This is a genomic window from Bacillus sp. FSL K6-3459, assembly GCF_038003305.1.
GTDB lineage: Bacteria > Bacillota > Bacilli > Bacillales > Bacillaceae > Bacillus > Bacillus pumilus_O.
The window spans coordinates 3,652,358-3,670,469 of sequence record NZ_JBBOOW010000001.1 but is presented as its reverse complement, the minus strand read 5'-3'; the positions used below and the strand labels follow the sequence as shown (position 1 = coordinate 3,670,469).

Below are 18,112 nucleotides of genomic sequence, written 5' to 3'. Positions count from 1 at the left end.
AGAAAAAAGACTGCTGAACATGTCAGCAGTCTTTTAGTGTTTATTATGAAAGTGCGTCTGTCAGTGCAGGTACGACTTGTTTCTTTCTTGATACGACACCTTTTAGTAAAGCAGTGTTGTTTTCAAGTGTGACATGAAATGCTTTTTCTACTTTTGCCGCTTCAGCACCGAGTGCAAGTGCAAGAGAGTCATTTTCTAGGATGTCTGTGATCACTAGAACGAATAGATCAAGACCTTTCGCTGCGATGACTTCATTGATTTTCGCTTCAATATCAGTCTGTCTTGCTGTCACTTCTGCGATATCTACTGTATTGACTTGCGCAATTTCCACTTTGCTATTGCCTAGTGCGAATTCTTTTGCATCGATTGTAATTAATTCTTGAACCGTTTTTTGGCTTAGGTCAGCACCAGCTTTTAGCATGTCTAGGCCGTAAACTTCTGGATCTACCCCTGCGATTTCAGCTAGTTCATGCGCAGCATCAATATCCTGCTGTGTGCATGTAGGGGATTTGAATAGCAAGGAATCAGAAATGATTGCAGATAAAAGCAAACCAGCGATTTCTTTTTCAATCGTCACTTGGTTTTCTTTATACATTTTGTTTAAGATCGTTGCTGTACAGCCAACAGGCTCAGCGCGATAGTATAGAGGTTCACTTGTTTCAAAGTTAGCAATACGGTGATGGTCAATGACCTCAGTCACTTGTACTTGATCAATATCGCTTACACTTTGTTGGAATTCGTTATGATCGACAAGAATGACTTGCTTTGTTTCGTTTGCAGCCGTTTCAATGAAACGAGGTGCTTCTTGTTTAAAGAAATCTAATGCGAATTGAGTTTCTCCATTGATTTCTCCAAGTCTGACCGCTTCTGCTTCGACGCCGATTTTGTTTTTTAGATCAGCGTAAGCGATAGCAGAGCAAATCGTGTCTGTGTCAGGATTTTTGTGTCCGAATACGAGTGTTTTTCCCATGTGAATTCTCCTTCTTACATTTATTGATGATGTTTCTATTCTAACAGCTTTTGTCCTTGAATTCAGGGTTTATAGCTAAGAATAATCTAAAAAATTGTAACATGCTGTTTGAAAAGTTGCATGTACGAATCGATATCAGTGTTCCACGTGAAACGCTCTTAAGATAGCCTGCATTTTACTTGCGATTTACCGCTATGGTAAAATAAAGGTTGGGGTAAGACATGATGTAGCTTACATCGTACGTATACATAGAAGGACACATTGAGCAAGATATAGTAAAAGGATTGGATAGAGGTGAAGGTGTGAAACAAACAAAAGCGTTAGTAGAGGGCGCTATCATGATCAGTATTTTCTCTGTCATGACGCTGTTTTATTTGTATGTGCCGCTATTATCCATTATTTTCTTTCTAGCTGCTCCGATTCCGATTATCCTCTATACAATCAGGCACGGCTTGAAAAAAGGAATTGCTGCTGGCGCTATTGGGATAGTGATCAGCTTTTTAATTGGGTCTATTAATGGACTTATGACTGCGCCCATTCTGATTGCTGTGGGATTAGGCATGGGTGTTTTCTACAGCAGACGGCAGCCTGGGAATGCCATCATTGCGGGTGCGCTGATCTATTTATTCAGTTTCCTCATCTCCTTTGTTGTCAGTGTTCAGCTTTTTCAAGTCGATATTATGAGTGTCGCGAAAGAGTCGATTGAGCAAATGATTCCAATGTTAGAGAGTGCCTTAAAGCAATCCGGCGCTTCTGAGCAGGACATTGCGAAGCAGCTGAAGCAGTTCAGAGAGATACAGGATTCCGCATTGAGTGCTTTGCCTGTCGCACTGTTGATGTTAGTTACGCTGACGTCGTTCGTGAACCATTGGTTTGTGAAGCCTTTGATCAAACGGTTTGTCAAAGACATGCCGGTTTTGAAGAAATTTAAGGATATGCGGCTGCCAAAAAGCATGGTATGGTATTATTTACTCACACTGCTTTTGATGCTGATTCAGACGGAAAAAGGCAGCTTTTTATGGCTCGTTCAAACGAGTGCGTTTCAAATTTTATTTATACTGGTGCTTATTCAGGGATTTTCTTTTATCTTCTATTATTGCCACGAAAAAAGCATCTCAAAAGCAGTCCCCATTTTCGCTATCGTGTTATCGGTTCTATTTCCGCCAGTCGGTGTGGTTGTGCGTATCATAGGGATTGCTGACATAGGCTTTGATTTAAGAGAAAAAGTAAAAAACAAATAATTCACTCTGAATGTTGAGGAGTTGATATCAGTGCCAAGCTTCTATAGAAAACCTGTCATCAAGTATCCGATCATCGCTTTAATTGTCCTTGCGGTGGTCACAGTCCTCCTCAACCTTTATTATAATTGGATCATAGGAGCGGTTGGTCTTTTAGTCCTTGCAGGTGTGCTCTACTTCTTAAAGTGGGCAGATACGCAAGTTCAAAAAGAGATTGATTCATATATTTCAACATTATCCTATCGAGTCAAAAAGGTTGGAGAAGAAGCATTAATGGAAATGCCAATTGGTATTATGCTGTTTAATGACCAGTATTATATCGAATGGACAAATCCATTTCTCGCTTCGTGTTTTCATGAAAGCACGCTTGTCGGCAGATCTTTGTATGATACATTCGAGTCCATTGTGCCTCTTATTAAACAAGAGGTCGAGACAGAAAATGTGACGCTGAATGATCGGAAATTCAAAGTCATTATTAAACGGTCAGAGCGCCTTTTATATTTCTTTGATGTCACAGAACAGGTACAGATTGAAAGACAGTACGAAAATGAACGAACGGTGTTATCTTATATCTTTTTAGACAATTACGATGATGTCACGCAGGGTCTTGATGATCAGGTGCGCAGCGCCATTAATAGTGAAGTGACGTCACTTTTAAACAATTGGGCACAGGAATATGGTATTTTCCTGAAGCGAATTTCTTCCGAACGATTTATGGCGGTTCTAAATGAAAGCATTTTAGCAGAGCTGGAAGCGTCGAAATTCTCTATTTTAGATGAGGTCCGTGAGAAAACAGGAGCGCATAGTGCGACGCTGACCTTGAGTATCGGGATCGGTGCATCCGTACCTTCTTTAAAAGAACTTGGGGCACTTGCTCAGTCGAGTCTTGATCTTGCCCTTGGACGAGGCGGGGATCAAGTAGCCATTAAGCAGCCGAATGGAAAAGTGAAATTCTACGGCGGGAAAACGAACCCAATGGAGAAACGGACACGTGTACGCGCACGAGTTATTTCTCATGCTTTAAAAGAAATTGTATCTGAAAGCGGAAATGTCATGATCATGGGACATAAGTTTCCAGACATGGACTCGATCGGTGCATCCATTGGGATTTTAAAGGTCGCCCAGGCCAATGGGAAAGAAGGCTATATTGTCATTGATGCCAACCAGATTGGTGACAGTGTTCAACGCTTGATTAGTGAAATTAAGAATTATGAAGATCTTTGGTCACGTTTTATCACCCCAGAGGAAGCCATGGAGCTTGCAAAGGATGACACGCTGCTTGTGGTCGTGGATACACATAAACCGTCTCTCGTCATGGAAGAACGACTACTCAATAAAATTGAACATGTTGTCGTCATTGACCATCATAGACGCGGCGAGGAGTTTATCCGTGATCCATTACTTGTCTATATGGAGCCGTATGCTTCATCCACAGCAGAGCTTGTGACAGAGCTTTTAGAGTATCAGCCGAAGAAATTGCGCATTAACATGATCGAAGCGACTGCGCTTCTCGCGGGAATCATCGTTGATACGAAGAGTTTCTCGCTGAGAACGGGATCAAGAACGTTTGATGCAGCCTCTTATCTTCGTGCGAAGGGGGCAGATCCTGTCCTTGTGCAAAAGTTCCTAAAAGAGACCGTGGATCATTACATCAAACGGGCAAAGCTCATTCAGCATACAGATTTGTATCAAAATCAGGTGGCGATTGCTTCATTACCGTCTGACAGCTCGGAGTATTATGATCAAATTACGATTGCCCAGACAGCTGATTCCCTGTTGTCAATGAGTGAGGTAGAAGCGTCATTTGCTGTCGCTAGGCGAGATGACAACACGGTGTGCATTAGTGCGAGATCATTAGGGGATATCAACGTTCAAATTATCATGGAAGCGTTAGATGGCGGCGGTCATTTGACTAACGCTGCAACTCAAATGTATGGTATAACCATTGAAGAAGCGGTAGAGCAGTTAAAAGCTGCCATTGATGAATATTTCGAAGGAGGGGTTCAAAGATGAAAGTCATCTTTCTAAAAGACGTAAAAGGCAAAGGGAAAAAAGGCGAAGTCAAGAATGTCGCTGACGGATACGCTCACAACTTTCTTATTAAACAAGGGTTAGCGGTTGAAGCAAACCCAACGAACCTAAGTGCATTGGAAGGGCAGAAGAACAAAGAGAAAAAGAATGCTGTCCAAGAGCTTGAACAAGCGAAACAACTAAAGGAAACACTTGAGGCGCTAACAGTGGAACTAACAGCAAAATCAGGTGAAGGCGGCCGTCTGTTTGGATCAATTACAAGCAAACAAATCGCTGATAAATTGCAAAAAGATCATCAAATCAAAGTCGATAAGCGCAAAATCGAGCTGAATGACGCCATCCGAGCATTAGGTTACACAAATGTACCTGTGAAGCTTCATCCAGAAGTACAAGCAACATTAAAGGTACACGTGACAGAACAAGCATAAACAGAAAAGAACCCGTCTCACGAGGAGGCGGGTTCTTTTTTATGATCGATCTGAAATATAGACGCTTCGTCCAGCACGCATACCGAATAAAAACATCAAAAATAGAACGATGATAAAGATGATAATGGATGGTGTCCATGTATGTGTGACATCAAAAAGGATACCGATCATGAATGGACCAACGGCGGCTAATAAATAACCGATAGACTGCGCCATTCCAGAAAGGGCAGCGGCTTGCTCCATATTGGTTGTCCGTAATCCGATAAATGTGAGGGCAAGACTGATGCTTGCACCTTGTCCAATACCGATCAATAAAACAGAGATCACCAGAATAGGCGTCGATCCTCCGAGAAGAAGCCCGATCATCCCAAGTAAATACACAAGGACAAGGCCGAAGACAAGCGGTCTTTGTGTTTTTAATTTTTCTGCAAAAACAGGTGCTAAAAAGGTGGATGGTAGCCCAGCAAACTGCATAATGGAAAGCATCCAGCCGGCAGTTGATAGGTTCATTCCATGCGATGTTAAGATATCAGGAAACCAAGCGATGCTGCTATAGAAAAGGAATGACTGCAGCCCCATAAATAAAGTTACCTGCCATGCGACACGTGAACGCCATATTGGCTGCTCTGTGAGTGAAATGCTTTTGACAGACGCTGTGTTCTGATGAAGAAGCTGCGGAGCCCAGACCATCATCGCAAGAATTGCAAGGCCAGCCCATACGAGGAATGATGTATTCCAGCCGCCAGGCATTGCATGGCTGAGCGGAACACTGACACCTGATGCAAGTGCCGCAAAGACGGACATCGAGGTCGTATAGACACTTGTCATCAAACCAGCATGTGCAGGAAATTTATGCTTCACGAGCCCCGGTAAGAGTACATTACATATCGCAATCCCGACACCGATAAGTGCAGTTCCGATCATTAAGAAGGTGATGGAGCCAAACGAGCGAATCACAATCCCAAACAGAAGGACAGCAAGCCCTAGCCAAAGGGTTCGTTCGTTGCCCAGACGCTTTCCAATTTTAGGTGCAATGGGAGAAAGCAATGCGAATGAGAGCAGTGGTAACGTCGTGAGGAAACCCGCAACTCCATTTGAAAGCTGCAAATCGGAACGAATGGCGCCGATGAGAGGTCCTACGGATGTAATGGCAGGCCGCAGGTTAAATGCAATAAGTAAAATCCCAGCAATCAGCAGGATGGTTTGTCCTTTACTGCGAGGATGTAAGGTTGATTGTTCTAGTTGTTGTTCCATGAATGTATACTCCTTTAATCTTTAAGAAGAACGATCTTTCTTCTGTTCAAGTTCTGCTAGTTTAGCGATTAAGATATGTTGCGGCATATGCATGATTTGTTCAATGGGTACATTGAGTGATGCCGCAAGTTTTTGTGCCGTGTCGGCTGAGATTTGTAAAGGTCTCATACGTATCCCTCCTCTTTCAATCTATAAGTTCCAATATATCATATCGGCTTTATGCCTTGCAGATAAAAAATTAGCGTTCTCTTTTATAAAACCACTTTAGGGCTGATAAGAAATTTTTTTGAAATTGTTTCAGATGATGGCCCTCTCCTTGTTCGATGTGATAGTGTAGCTGCCATTCCTGCATCCCTTTCTGTAATAAAAGGTCATGTAGTTGTTTGTTGAATAAAGGCATGTGCTGTTGAGCAGATGTTTTGCCTTTCCCTTCTTCACTGCCTACAGACAAATAGACAAGGTGATCCACATACTGAATGCTTTGTTGTTTAGCAAACGGTAGAAAATCTTGATACCAAAATGACCCGGAGATCGATGCGATGTTTTTAAAAAGGGCAGGGTGTATCAATAAAGTATAAATTGTAAATAGCCCACCTAATGAAGCACCTACATGGCTATGTTCATGACAGGTCTGTTTGACCGGATATTCTCTTTTGATATATGGGAGCAAGTCATTCGTTAAAAATGACACATACGTCTGTGCCTCGCCTTTAAAGTCAGGAAACCCAGAGCGCAGTGATGACGCCTTCCATGGTGTATATTCGTCAAGTCGATTGAAGGGGTGTATGCCGATAATGATGATTGGCGAGATGGTTTTCGTTTCGATCAGTCTTTCGATCTCTAGCAGGTGTGTTCTAAACAAAGAAGAGCCATCTTGTACAAAGACAGCTGGGACATCAATAGAGGTGTCCTGTGGAACGTAAATATCAAGCTGACGCCCGTTAAACTCATCATATAGAAACGTTCCGTTCATATGTATTCACTCCTCAAGATTCTCAACTACGCTGAAAAGAAGACAAAGGGCTAAACATTAGCCCTTTGTCTTCTTTTTTAGTTGTTTTTCTCTAACCATGTGACAGCCTTGTCAAGGAAGGTTGTTTTGCTTAGAGCTGTTCCTCCTTGAAGCATAGGATCAACGACATTTTCATTGATGTGCCCATTTTTCACAGCTTTTAGGCTTGTCCAAATTTTATTTTCCTCTAAGTCCTTCATTGCGTTTGGATTCGATGAATTTTCCTCTTTAGAAAACTGAACGAAAATATAGTCAGGATTAAGTTCGCCTAGGCGTTCCAATGAAATCAATGCTTGTGCTTTGGCTTTTTTGATATCACTTGGTACTGTAAATCCTAAGTCTCCATATAAAGTAGAGTTAAAGTATACGTCTTCAGGATATACGTACAGGTCGCCCTGTCTAATGCGTAAAATGACAGCTGTCTTGTTGCTGCTTTTGTCTTTTAGGGTTTCTTTCGCTTGTTTGAGATCTTTCTGATAATCAGAAATGATGTTTTTGGCTTCTTTACTCTTTCCAGTCAGTTCACCGAGCAATAAAAGATTGCTTTCCCAGTCAGAAGAGACGTGGGATACTGGGATTGTCGTTTGGACTTTATCCAATTTTTTAATTGTTGTAGGTGGGAACTTTGTTGATCCGAGTATCACATCTGGCTTTAGTTTTAAGATTTTTTCTAGATTCGGTTCTGTTTTTTCACCGATGCCTTCTGTTTTCGCTGTGATGTCTTTAAATAATTCAGGGAATGTGCCGCCTACAGTAGAAGCACCAATAGGCTCGATATCAAGTAATTTTGCATCTTCCATTGATTCTAGGCTTCCAGCAATGACGATTCGTTTCACTGGTGTTTTGAGGTTGTACGTTTGATCTAAATAATGGATGTTTGTTTCTGCTATTTCAGCTGACTTGCTTTTGGTTGTGTTTGAAGCAGGTTTATTTTCTGCAGCACCACAGGCAGCTGTGGTGATTGTCATGATACAAAGGATAAGCAATGCGAACCATTTTTTCATTTGTTTTCTCCTTTAACTGATAATTGTTCTCAATTAAAGATTGTATTAGGCTTTTGTCCTTTTATCCATAGACAATTCTCTGTCGAATGATGGACTTTTTACGGAAAAAAAGATAAAAGGTCCTGAATGACTCGTTGATGACTGGCTGCTGTGTATTCACGCCAAGGGTCAGAAGTGAGTGGATAGACTGCTTGTTGAGTCACAGCCTTGAGATTTTGCCAATCTTCCTGTTGCTTTAACTTTTGATAAAATGCAATGGTTTTTGGCTCCTTATGCAAGAAGAGGAAGATGGCGTCTGGATCTAGCTGTTGTATGGAGCGAATGGTGATTTTTTTTTCTACTAGCTGTCCATCATTCCGAAAAGCTGGCAGAAGACCAATATCATGAAAAATCACTTCTAACATGGTGCGATTTACAGACAAGTAGAGTTGATCTTGAAAGATACGAAGAGGTAGGACCGTTTTTGGTGAATGATCAAAAAGGCATGTCTTTTTCGCCTGAATGACGAGTTCTTCATAATGAATCAACCATTCTTCTGCTTCCTTTGCTTCGTTTAGAAACATAGCTGTTTGTCTGAATTGAGAGCGCCAATCCAATTGTGTGAATGGAACAAAGTGAACAGGACAGATCGTTTTCAACACTTGTTTTTCTTCCTCTGTCACATGATCATTGGCAATGATCAGCTCAGGTTTTGTCTCCTTTAATAGCCGTAAATTGGCTTCAGCGTGCTCGTTGATCCGATGTGCACTCAGATGAATCGGAATTTCTTCTGCATGATGTTCAAAGTCATGTGCTGTCCATTTAGGGTGAAGAGGGGCAGCATACGGGATGATATGAATGGGTGTGAGCTGACCGAGTATAGAATGGCCATAGGCTGCAATTTTCCGCTGACGGCTTTTCATATAAGTAGAAGGAGTCATGCCCGTTTTTTTCTTAAAGATGCGGCTAAAGTAATAGGGATCTTGATAGCCAATTTCCAGTGCAATGTCTTTGAGCTTTGCGTTGCCTTTTGCCATTAACTGTTTGGCTCTAGCCATCCTTTTCTTGGTGATATAATCGGTGACACTCACATTAAAATGCTTTTTAAATAGCTCACTGTAATGGCTGGCGCTGATGCCAGCCATTTGAGATAGACTTGTCAGGCTGAGGGGTTCTTCGGAATGTTGATCGATATATTGTTTTGTTTTGAAAAGGGCATGTGCTGTGTCACAAATATCTTCTTTATGCAGTGTGAAAAGCTGCATAATAAGCTGTTGAAAAAGAGTTTGGCTTCTAAAAAAGCTAATGGCTTCAGGTCTTTTCCATTCCTCTGTCATTTCTGGCAGTAAAGAATGTATCTGTTCAATTGAGCTAATATCAATAAATTGCCATATATTCAGTAAAGAACGGGCATGTTCAGTTGATACTTCCCGTATGTTTTGATCTTGCAGCATGTAAAGCTGAAAGCGAAACAGATAAAGCTCTTGTTTTTGATAAGGCTCTGTTTTCAACATAAATGTTTCTCCAGGAAGGATTGTATAGAGTGTCAGATGTTTCAACCGCCATTTTTGATCGTTCAATGTGAGTAAACCTCTGCCGTTAATGCTGAAGAGGAAGCAGAATGTATCTGATAGCTGCTGCTCCTTATGCGGAAGCTCTGCATTATTTATTTTTTCAGTATATGTTAATCGATAGATGAATTGTTCTGCATTTGCCATTGTACGTAATTGATTGCTGTTTCCCATAAAAACCACCTGATCTCTTATTTAATGATAAGCATTCTCAATTAAATTGTAGCAGAAAGAGTTGGAAAGATGGTGATGTTTATTCTGTCAAAAAAGCACCCTGAGTGAGCTCAGGGCGCGATGATTTAATCCGTTTTTCCATGTGCTAGCGCAGGTTCTTTTGTTAAGCTTAATGGCCGTAAGTCCTGCCAGTGTGTCTGGATATAATCGATGCAGGCATTTCTAGTGTCTTCACCAAAGACCTTTTCCCATCCATCTGGCACTGGTGCAAATGATGGCCAAAGTGAATGCTGTCCTTGTTCATTGACAAGCACAAGAAATACACCGTCTTCACGATCAAAGGGATTTGTCATTTGTCATCTCTCCTTTATTCTTAGTGCTTTTGTTTGACCCGATGCAGTGCGTTGTCTAAGATGACACCAATTTCTGCTAGGGGTTTAGGCTGGCACATGTCTTTGTGCCGGCAATGAATGTCGTGCTGTTCAATTGTTCCGTTGATATAAGGTGCCCATGCTTCGGGATCAATTGGTGTAAACCAATCTGGGATAATGGTAGATCTAAAGAATAATATGTCTCCCTGATAAGTTTTTGGCTGATATTCTCCAAGCAATCGAACTGAATTCACATAGGTTTCTTTTAGATTTCTAATGGCATTTTCACTTAAGCTTGCTAGTGCACTGCCATCTTTTTTCAAGATGTCGACGGCACTTTTCATCGTGAGCGGTTCACCTGTTAAGGTATCTGGATCATAACCGCCGAGCGCAAGAAGAGCGATTAGTGCTTCTTCTTCATCAGGTGCTGCTTTAATCGGTAAGAAATGGTTTGGATAGGCATCCAGCATCGCAACGAGTGCGATTTCTTCACCTTGCTGCTGGAGCTGTGTAGCCATTGCTTGTACAACGTTTCCACCTAGTGACCAGCCAAGAAGATGATAAGGGCCTTTTGGCTGAATCGTTTGGATGTGCTTGATGTAATCCGCAGCCATATCATCTAGTGTGTGTGGGTAGTCATCTTTTCTTGCGATTCCTCGTGCTTGTAATCCATAAATAGGGATGTCTTTCTCTAATGTATTCAAGAGACCGGCATAGCACCAGCTAAGACCACCTGCTGGGTGAACACAGAAGAGAGGATACCTTTCTCCATTTGTTCGCAGCGGCAGCAAGATGTCTAGTGCGTTTTCATCGCTGCCTGTTTCTAGTTTCTCTGCCAAACTTGCCACATTAGGTGCTTCAAACAATGTTCCGATACTTAGTTTGACACCAAGTGCATCACGAATGCGGCTGATTAAACGAACCGCAAGCAGTGAATGCCCGCCAATGTCAAAAAAGCGATCATCTATGCTGATTTTAGGCAAATCAAGCACCTCTTCAAAGAGATGACATAGGATTTCCTCTTTTGGATTTCTTGGGCCGCGGCCATCCGCTTGCTGTAAATGCAATTGAGGGGCTGGCAGTGATTTTTGATCAAGCTTCCCGTTTGCTGTAAGCGGCATGGCGTCAATCTGTACATATGCTGCGGGCACCATGTAATCAGGAAGACTGGCTGCTGCAAAATGACGAAGGGCTTCAGTATCGAAACGGTCTTCTTCCGTTGTGACGATATATGCGACTAAGCGTTTGTCGCCAGGTTGATCCTCTCGCATCATGACGGCAACTTGTGCAACTGCATCGTGGCGTGCCAAAACGGCTTCGATTTCTCCAAGTTCAATGCGGAAGCCGCGTATTTTAATTTGATGATCAGCTCTACCAATGTAATCAAGAGCCCCTTCTTCTGTCCACCGCGCAAGATCGCCTGTACGATACATCCTTGTGCCAGGTGCGCCATAAGGATCGGCAGGGAATCGATCTGATGTCAGGTCAGGTCTACCTAGATAACCTCTTGCAAGGCCAGCTCCAGCTACATACATTTCACCTGTTGTCCCAGGGGGAACAGGCTGCAGGTATTCATCTAGTACGTACACGTGTAAATCAGGAATTGGTTCGCCTATTAAACTGCTGGAGTTCTTTGTGATCATGTCTCGATTGAGTTCATTGTACGTAACGTGTACGGTGGTTTCTGTGATGCCGTACATGTTAATTAGCTTTGGCTTACAGTCTGAGTGACGGCTGTACCAATCTTCTAATCTGCTAAGCTCTAATGCTTCACCGCCAAAGATGACATAGCGGAGTGATAATGCTTGACCTAGTGTTTGATGTTCCTTGTCTATCTGCATGAGCTGATAGAAGGCAGAAGGTGTTTGATTAAGCACAGTCACACCTTCCTCAACTAGAAGCTGCAGCATCTCTTCTGGAGAGCGAGAGATGGTATGAGGTACAATGACAAGCCTGCCGCCATATAAAAGTGGTCCCCATATTTCCCATACTGAAAAATCAAAGGCATATGAATGGAACATTGTCCAAACATCTTCTTCATCATAATGGAACCAATGTTCAGTAGATGTCAGAAGACGGATGACATTTTGATGTGGGATGACCACTCCTTTTGGTTTCCCTGTAGAACCGGATGTATAAATAATATAGGCTGGATGCAGAGAAGATAGCGGTTCGATTCTGTCTATATCAGCCGGATTATGATTTGGCATAGTAAGCAATTGATCGCTCGTTTCTTTTTCGTCTAACAAAATCAAATCGCAATCAGCAGGGAGATGCACTGCATTTACTTTTGTTGTGATGCTGCAAACTGGTTTGGCATCTTGTATCATGTATGCCAGCCTGTCTGCTGGATAGTCAGGATCAAGCGGAACATAGGCTGCGCCTGCTTTATGAACGGCTAACAAGCTTACGAGCATGTCGATTGATCTAGGCAGGGCAAGTGCAACGAACTGTTCTGGTCCAACGCCTCTTTGTATTAATAAATGAGCAAGACGATTGGCTTTGTTGTTTAACTCACCATAGGTAAGTTGCCTATTGCCATACGTTACAGCCACTCGATCAGGATATTGCTGCGCCGTTTTTTCAAATAAGGCCGGGAGACGATGTGCTTGGTCTAACTGAGCAAAAGTCTTTTTGTCAGGGAGAAATGTGTGCCGCTCTTTATCTGTTAAAATGTTCACTTGACCAATCGGCACATGTGGTTGCTCAGCTACCTCTGTTAAAAAGCGCTTCATTCTGTCAGCGATGGCTCGAATGGTGCTTTGTTTAAATACATCTGTGCTGAATTCAAACAATCCTGTTAAACCTGCTGCTGACCCAGTTTCCGTTTTTTGTTCTGTTAATTCGATGGTCAGATCAAATTTAGCTGACCCTACTGGTTTCACGTAGAGATCTGAGTCAAGTTGTGTCAGCTTCATTTCCGCCTTCGGTGTATTTTGGAAGGCAAGCATGACCTGGAACAATGGATTGCGTGATCTGGACCGGTTTGGATTTAGGATTTCGACTAGCCGTTCAAATGGCAGATCCTGATGCTCATAAGCTGCTAGGTCAACGTCTCGCACGCGCCTCAATAGCTCACTAAAGGTTGGATTACCAGCTGTATTTGTACGTAATACAAGTGTGTTCACAAACAATCCCACAATGTCGTCAAGTGCATCGTCATTCCGTCCAGCAATTGGACTGCCAATTGGGATATCTGTACCGGCCCCAAGGCGTGTCATTAACGCTGCAAGTGATGCTTGAAGCACCATGAACAAACTCACCTGATGCTGCTTTGCAAGCTCAAGGAGGTTCTGATGTAAAGCGGGTTCAATCGAAAAGTCTATCGTAGCACCGTTAAAGCTTCCTTCCTGTGGACGAGGGAAGTCATAGGGAAGCTCCAGTTCTTCTGGCAGGTCATGTAAGGCGCCTTTCCAATAGCTGAGCTGCTTAGCAAAAAGACTATTCGTCTCTTCTTCACTGCCCAACAGCTTCTGCTGCCATATAGCATAGTCAGCATATTGAACAGGCTCCGCTGGCAAGGAGATGGATTTTCCTTGTATACGGGCTTCATAAGCTGCAGCTAAATCTCGCGTCAGTGGTGCAAGTGACCAGCCGTCACCAGCGATGTGATGCAACAATAGAAGCAGTACGGATCGGTTTGCATCAAGCGTGAATAATTCTGCTCGCAGTGCAGGTTCTTCTTCAATTTTAAAGCTATAGCGAATGGCTTCGTTTAACTGATTCTCAATATGTTGATCGGTTGAAGCTGTGACATGGAGTTCAGGCTGGACACTTTTCGGATGTAAAATGACCTGTCTTGGCATGCCGTTCTTATTTGGAAAAATGGTTCTAAGGGTTTCGTGTTTTTCAGTGATATCTGCCAAAGCACCAATGAGAGCTGTTTGATCTAGTGTACCTGTCAGTTGAATGACAAGTGGAATATTGTAAGTTGGACTTGGCCCCTCAAGGCAATGAAGGAACCAGAGCCGTTTTTGGGCAAAGGATAATGGAATCTCATCTGGCTTGTCTTCTACCTGAAGCGGTGGCCGAATGTCTTTCGCCTTGTCAATGTGCTGCGCAAGCTCAGCAACCCGAGGAGATTCAAATATGGTTCTCATGCTTAGGTCTGCACCAAGTGTATCGCGTATACGTCTAAGCAGACGAGCGGCGAGTAAGGAGTGTCCTCCTAAGTCAAAGAAACTATCATCTATGCCAATTTGAGATAGGGCAAGGGTTTCTGCAAACAAACTACATAACATGTCTTCTTGTGGTGTTCTAGGGGTCCGCTCAGAACTAACTAAAGACATATTTGGTGCTGGTAATGCTTTGCGATCGATTTTGCCGTTTGGTGTAAGTGGAAGTTCTGGCAAAACGACAACAGCAGAAGGCACCATGTAATCAGGAAGTAATGAAGCCACAAACTGTCTGAGCTCTGAAGGGTGCAGAGAAGAGCCGTCTGTGAGTACAACATATGCACAAAGAAGCTGCTGCCCAGGTTGATCCTCACGAACGATAACAGACGTATGCTTTATGGATTGGTGCTGCATCATCACGGTTTCGATTTCACCTAGTTCAATACGGAAGCCGCGGATTTTAATTTGATGATCGGCACGGCTGATATAATCAATTGAACCATCTTCACGCCATCTGGCTAAATCACCAGTACGATACATTCTCGTGCCTTTTGTGCCGAATGGATCAGCGACAAAACGTTCAGCCGTTAAATCATATCGCCCAAGATACCCTCTGGATACTCCTTCACCTGCAATATAAAGTTCACCGATTGATCCTGCTGGGACTGGGTTTAGTCCTTCATCTAAAATGTAAATGCTCGTATTCCAAATGGGTTTACCGATTGCCGGCCCGCTATTCTCTCGATGTGCGGTGACATTTTCCATCGTAGACCAGATCGTCGTTTCTGTAGGTCCGTACAAATTAGTAATGTCGCAGTGAAGAGATTGCAATGTGTGCAAAAGGGAAGCAGGGAGTGCTTCTCCTCCAACAAGAACACGCATACCTGTTATCACGTCAGGGTATTCATCTGCCAACGCATGCCACAACGTTGGTGTTGCCTGCATGATTGTGACGTGATGAGAACGAATCATGTCTGAAAGCTTTGCTGGTTCTTGTATGGTTTCTTTTTTTGCCAATAAAATAGCAGCCCCATGTAAAAGCGGAAGAAACATTTCCAGCCCTGAAATATCAAAGGCAATGGTCGTTACCGCTAAAAGCTGGTCTTCTTGATCTAATAAAAATGAATCTTGCATGGACAATATAAAGTTGATCACATTTCGTTTTGTTACAACAACACCCTTTGGTTTGCCTGTCGATCCTGATGTGTAGAGGATGTAAGCCGGGTGATGCGGGGAGCCTTCGCTCCAGGTCGGATTGAGATGCGGACTGCCGGCTATCTCCTGATGAACAGTTGCATCATCCAGTTGAACGATGTGCGGATGGTCCAAACCGTCTGCTGTCTCTTTGATTGTGAGCAAACACGCCGGTTTCGCATCCTCTAGCATATAAGTGACACGATCGTTAGGATAATCAGGGTCTATTGGCAGATATGCGGCTCCCGTTTTGACGACGGCTAATAGACTTACGACCATATTGATGGACCGAGGCAGAGCAATTGCGACAAATTGTTCTGGTCCAATGCCATGCTTTTTCAAATAATGAGCTAATTGATTAGCCCGCTGATTTAGCTCTTCGTAAGTCAAAGTGATTCCTTCAAACTGTAATGCTTTTGCTTGTGGTGTATTGCTCACCTGTTTTTCAAATAGTTCCCGTAAAGATTCCTTTGGTAATTTTCGTTTTGTATCATTCCAGTGCTTGAGGATGTTCTCTTTTTCTTTAGACAAAAGAAGGTTGAATTGACTGATCGTCTGATCTTGCTCTAGTCCGGTTATTTCCTCCAGCAATTGAAGAAAACGCTGCTGATGAGCGTCAACTGCTTGCTCTTTGTAAATGGCAGGGTTTGCATCAAAGTCGATTTGAAATCCGTTCCCATCCGCGCGGTCGTATATGTTGATCGATATATCATCCACGGGTCCTGCTGAAAGGTTGTGTGCCTGCCCAATGCTCTGATCGAACTTGAGATCATAATCAAAGGGCATAATATTGATCTGCGGGCCAAATAATCGCTGATTTCTTCCAATGAGTTTAAAGTCTCTCCGCATGTCCTCGTGACGATATCTTTGATGAGGGCGAATGGTTTTTAGTTCCTCAGATACTTGGTGAACAAGTGCTGAGAGTGTCATTTCTGGTTTGCATGTTAAACGAAGTGGTACTAGGTTCATGACCATTCCGGGTGTTTGTAAGGCGCACGATCCAAGGCGCATCATCACAGGAAGCCCTAAAACAATATCGTGTGCACCAGTCATACGATGCATATATAGAGCGGATGCCGCAAGAATCATTTCATGCCACGTACCACCGAAGGCTTGAGCATTTTTTTTCATTATGCTTACCTTTTCGGCATCGTAGCTAGCCGTTTTGCGGATAAAATGATCCGACGTTCTTGGGGCAAGCTCAGCAAGACTGACAATTTCAGGTTGATCAGCAAAGCGATTTTTCCAAAATGCTCGATCATCATCATACCGATTGGACTGTTGGTAGGTGATCTCCTCTTGGACTACGTCATGTAAGGATCCAAATGTTTGAGGAGGCACAGGTGTCCCTTTCGATAGGGCTGAATAGACCTCAGCAACACGGCGTGCAATGAGCGAAAAGGCGAATCCATCAATGGCAATGTGATGAATGCGCTGATACCAGATAAATCGATCGTCAGCAAGTTGAAAAAGTACTTCACGGAATAATACATCTTTCTCTAAAGAGACTGGCGTTGAAAGATCTGCCCTCATCCATGCTATAGCCGCATCAAACGGCTGTTTTTCATTTTGTAAATTGATTAATTGGAATGGAATCTCTTTCTTAGATGAGAACCATTGCTTTGGACCGTCAGTACCCTCAACGAATCGCATATACAAAGAATCTGCTTCTAAGACAGTTTTTCTAATGGCTGCTTCAAAGTGTATGGGATCAATAGGACCTTTAATATCTATATACTCTGCTGTATTGAAAATAGGATTAGATGGATCAAGCTGCTGCGCATACCAAATGCCTGCTTGGGCACCGGTTAGTGGGAATGAATCGACTGACTGGATCGACAAGGGTCTATACCTCCTTTACAAGTAATCGATATTTGGAATAGATGGCTGTTTTTCTGGGAAAAGAAGAGTCCGCCAATGAGCGAGCGTTGGATTTGCTGCAAGCTCAACGAAATTGACTGTCGCTCCTTGCTGTCTCCACTTTTCCGCTAGGCTCATCATTCTAATAGAATCAAGTCCAAGGTAGACGAGATTCTCGTCAAGCGGTATTTCATTCGGTTCGATTTGGAGATACTCAGCTACTTGGTGGACAATTGCCTCAAAGGATAGATCATCACGCTCTGCTTCCTGTCCTGTTAAACGACGAATGATTTGGTTTGTTGTGGTGGTGACCGCACAGCGTTCAGCTGCATAGGTCATCGCCATTTTGTGATGCTTAAGTGAAAAGTCAGCAACGGCATCGGCGACAAAAAAGGTTTCAATATCGAGCATGAATGCTTCTGCGGCAGTCAGCATACAGCCAATATGTGCATATACGCCAGTAATGATCAGTTGATCACGACCGCCTTCTTGCAAAATATCCAAAAAATTAGATTTCTTGAATGCGCTATAACGCCATTTTGTCAGCATTGTATCTGCTTCAGATGGAGCAAGCTGATCAATGATTTTTGTCAATGCTTCATCATCACCAAGTCCAGGTCCCCAAAAATCTGTTAATAAAGCACGATCCTTCGGGTCTTGGTCACCAGGTTGAGCTGTATAGACGACAGGAATGCCAAGTTCATTGCATGTATTACGTAATTGTTCAATATGTTGAACTAACTCTGTGATCGGTGATGTATCTTGTTGAAATGCATTTAAAAAATATTGCTGCATGTCATGTATCAGCAGAACAGCACGTTTCGGATCCGGTATCCAGTTCACTTTATTTTCAGGTAAATCATGTGTGCTCGGCATTGGATATGCAGGAATAGTAGGGATTGCCATGGTTT

General features: G+C 42.9%; 12 protein-coding genes. 3 read left to right on the top strand and 9 right to left on the bottom strand.

The features are described 5' to 3' along the window. Positions 1-43: 43 nt before the first annotated feature. A complete protein-coding gene (locus MHI35_RS18675; protein WP_335349400.1) occupies positions 44-970 on the bottom strand; it encodes a manganese-dependent inorganic pyrophosphatase in 927 nt (308 codons plus the stop codon). A 302-nt stretch (positions 971-1,272) separates the two neighbouring features. On the opposite strand from MHI35_RS18675, the gene MHI35_RS18670 reads away from it, so the two are divergent. Genes MHI35_RS18670 through rplI form a run of 3 tightly spaced genes read left to right on the top strand, consistent with a single transcriptional unit; the run spans position 1,273 to position 4,667 of the window. After that, positions 1,273-2,211 (top strand): YybS family protein, encoded by a 939-nt coding sequence (locus MHI35_RS18670; protein WP_211062803.1) that lies wholly within the window; start codon positions 1,273-1,275, stop codon positions 2,209-2,211. A gap of 30 nt (positions 2,212-2,241) precedes the next feature. Then, positions 2,242-4,221: a DHH family phosphoesterase gene (locus MHI35_RS18665; protein ID WP_041816092.1), complete on the top strand. Its 1,980-nt coding sequence runs from the start codon at positions 2,242-2,244 to the stop codon at positions 4,219-4,221. Then, entirely contained in the window at positions 4,218-4,667 is a 450-nt protein-coding gene (rplI, locus tag MHI35_RS18660) for a 50S ribosomal protein L9 (protein WP_012011896.1), read from the top strand. The genes MHI35_RS18665 and rplI overlap by 4 nt, the downstream gene beginning before the upstream one ends. A 39-nt stretch (positions 4,668-4,706) precedes the next feature. Here rplI and MHI35_RS18655 read toward each other — a convergent pair whose 3' ends face one another. From MHI35_RS18655 to MHI35_RS18620, 8 genes are all read right to left on the bottom strand, one after another. Beyond that, a complete protein-coding gene (locus MHI35_RS18655) occupies positions 4,707-5,921 on the bottom strand; it encodes a CynX/NimT family MFS transporter (protein WP_211062802.1) in 1,215 nt (404 codons plus the stop codon). Positions 5,922-5,942: 21 nt separating this feature from the next. Beyond that, entirely contained in the window at positions 5,943-6,089 is a 147-nt protein-coding gene (locus MHI35_RS18650; RefSeq protein WP_003214589.1) for a YycC family protein, read from the bottom strand. 70 nt (positions 6,090-6,159) lie between these two features. After that, on the bottom strand, positions 6,160-6,894 hold the full coding sequence (locus tag MHI35_RS18645; protein ID WP_335349401.1) for an alpha/beta hydrolase: 735 nt from the start codon (positions 6,892-6,894) through the stop codon (positions 6,160-6,162). 77 nt (positions 6,895-6,971) lie between these two features. Continuing rightward, a complete protein-coding gene (locus tag MHI35_RS18640; protein WP_144523310.1) occupies positions 6,972-7,937 on the bottom strand; it encodes an iron-hydroxamate ABC transporter substrate-binding protein in 966 nt (321 codons plus the stop codon). A 98-nt stretch (positions 7,938-8,035) separates the two neighbouring features. After that, the gene (locus tag MHI35_RS18635) at positions 8,036-9,661 is read right to left on the bottom strand and encodes a helix-turn-helix domain-containing protein (RefSeq protein WP_335349402.1); all 1,626 of its coding nucleotides are present in this window, start codon (positions 9,659-9,661) and stop codon (positions 8,036-8,038) included. A 125-nt stretch (positions 9,662-9,786) separates the two neighbouring features. Beyond that, positions 9,787-10,014, bottom strand: a complete 228-nt coding sequence (locus MHI35_RS18630) for an MbtH family protein (protein WP_003215360.1) — start codon at positions 10,012-10,014, stop codon at positions 9,787-9,789. 20 nt (positions 10,015-10,034) lie between these two features. Further along, positions 10,035-17,183: an amino acid adenylation domain-containing protein gene (locus MHI35_RS18625; protein WP_284553801.1), complete on the bottom strand. Its 7,149-nt coding sequence runs from the start codon at positions 17,181-17,183 to the stop codon at positions 10,035-10,037. Positions 17,184-17,198: 15 nt separating this feature from the next. Next, positions 17,199-18,107: an isochorismatase family protein gene (locus tag MHI35_RS18620; protein WP_211062797.1), complete on the bottom strand. Its 909-nt coding sequence runs from the start codon at positions 18,105-18,107 to the stop codon at positions 17,199-17,201. Between the last annotated feature and the right edge of the window lie 5 nt (positions 18,108-18,112).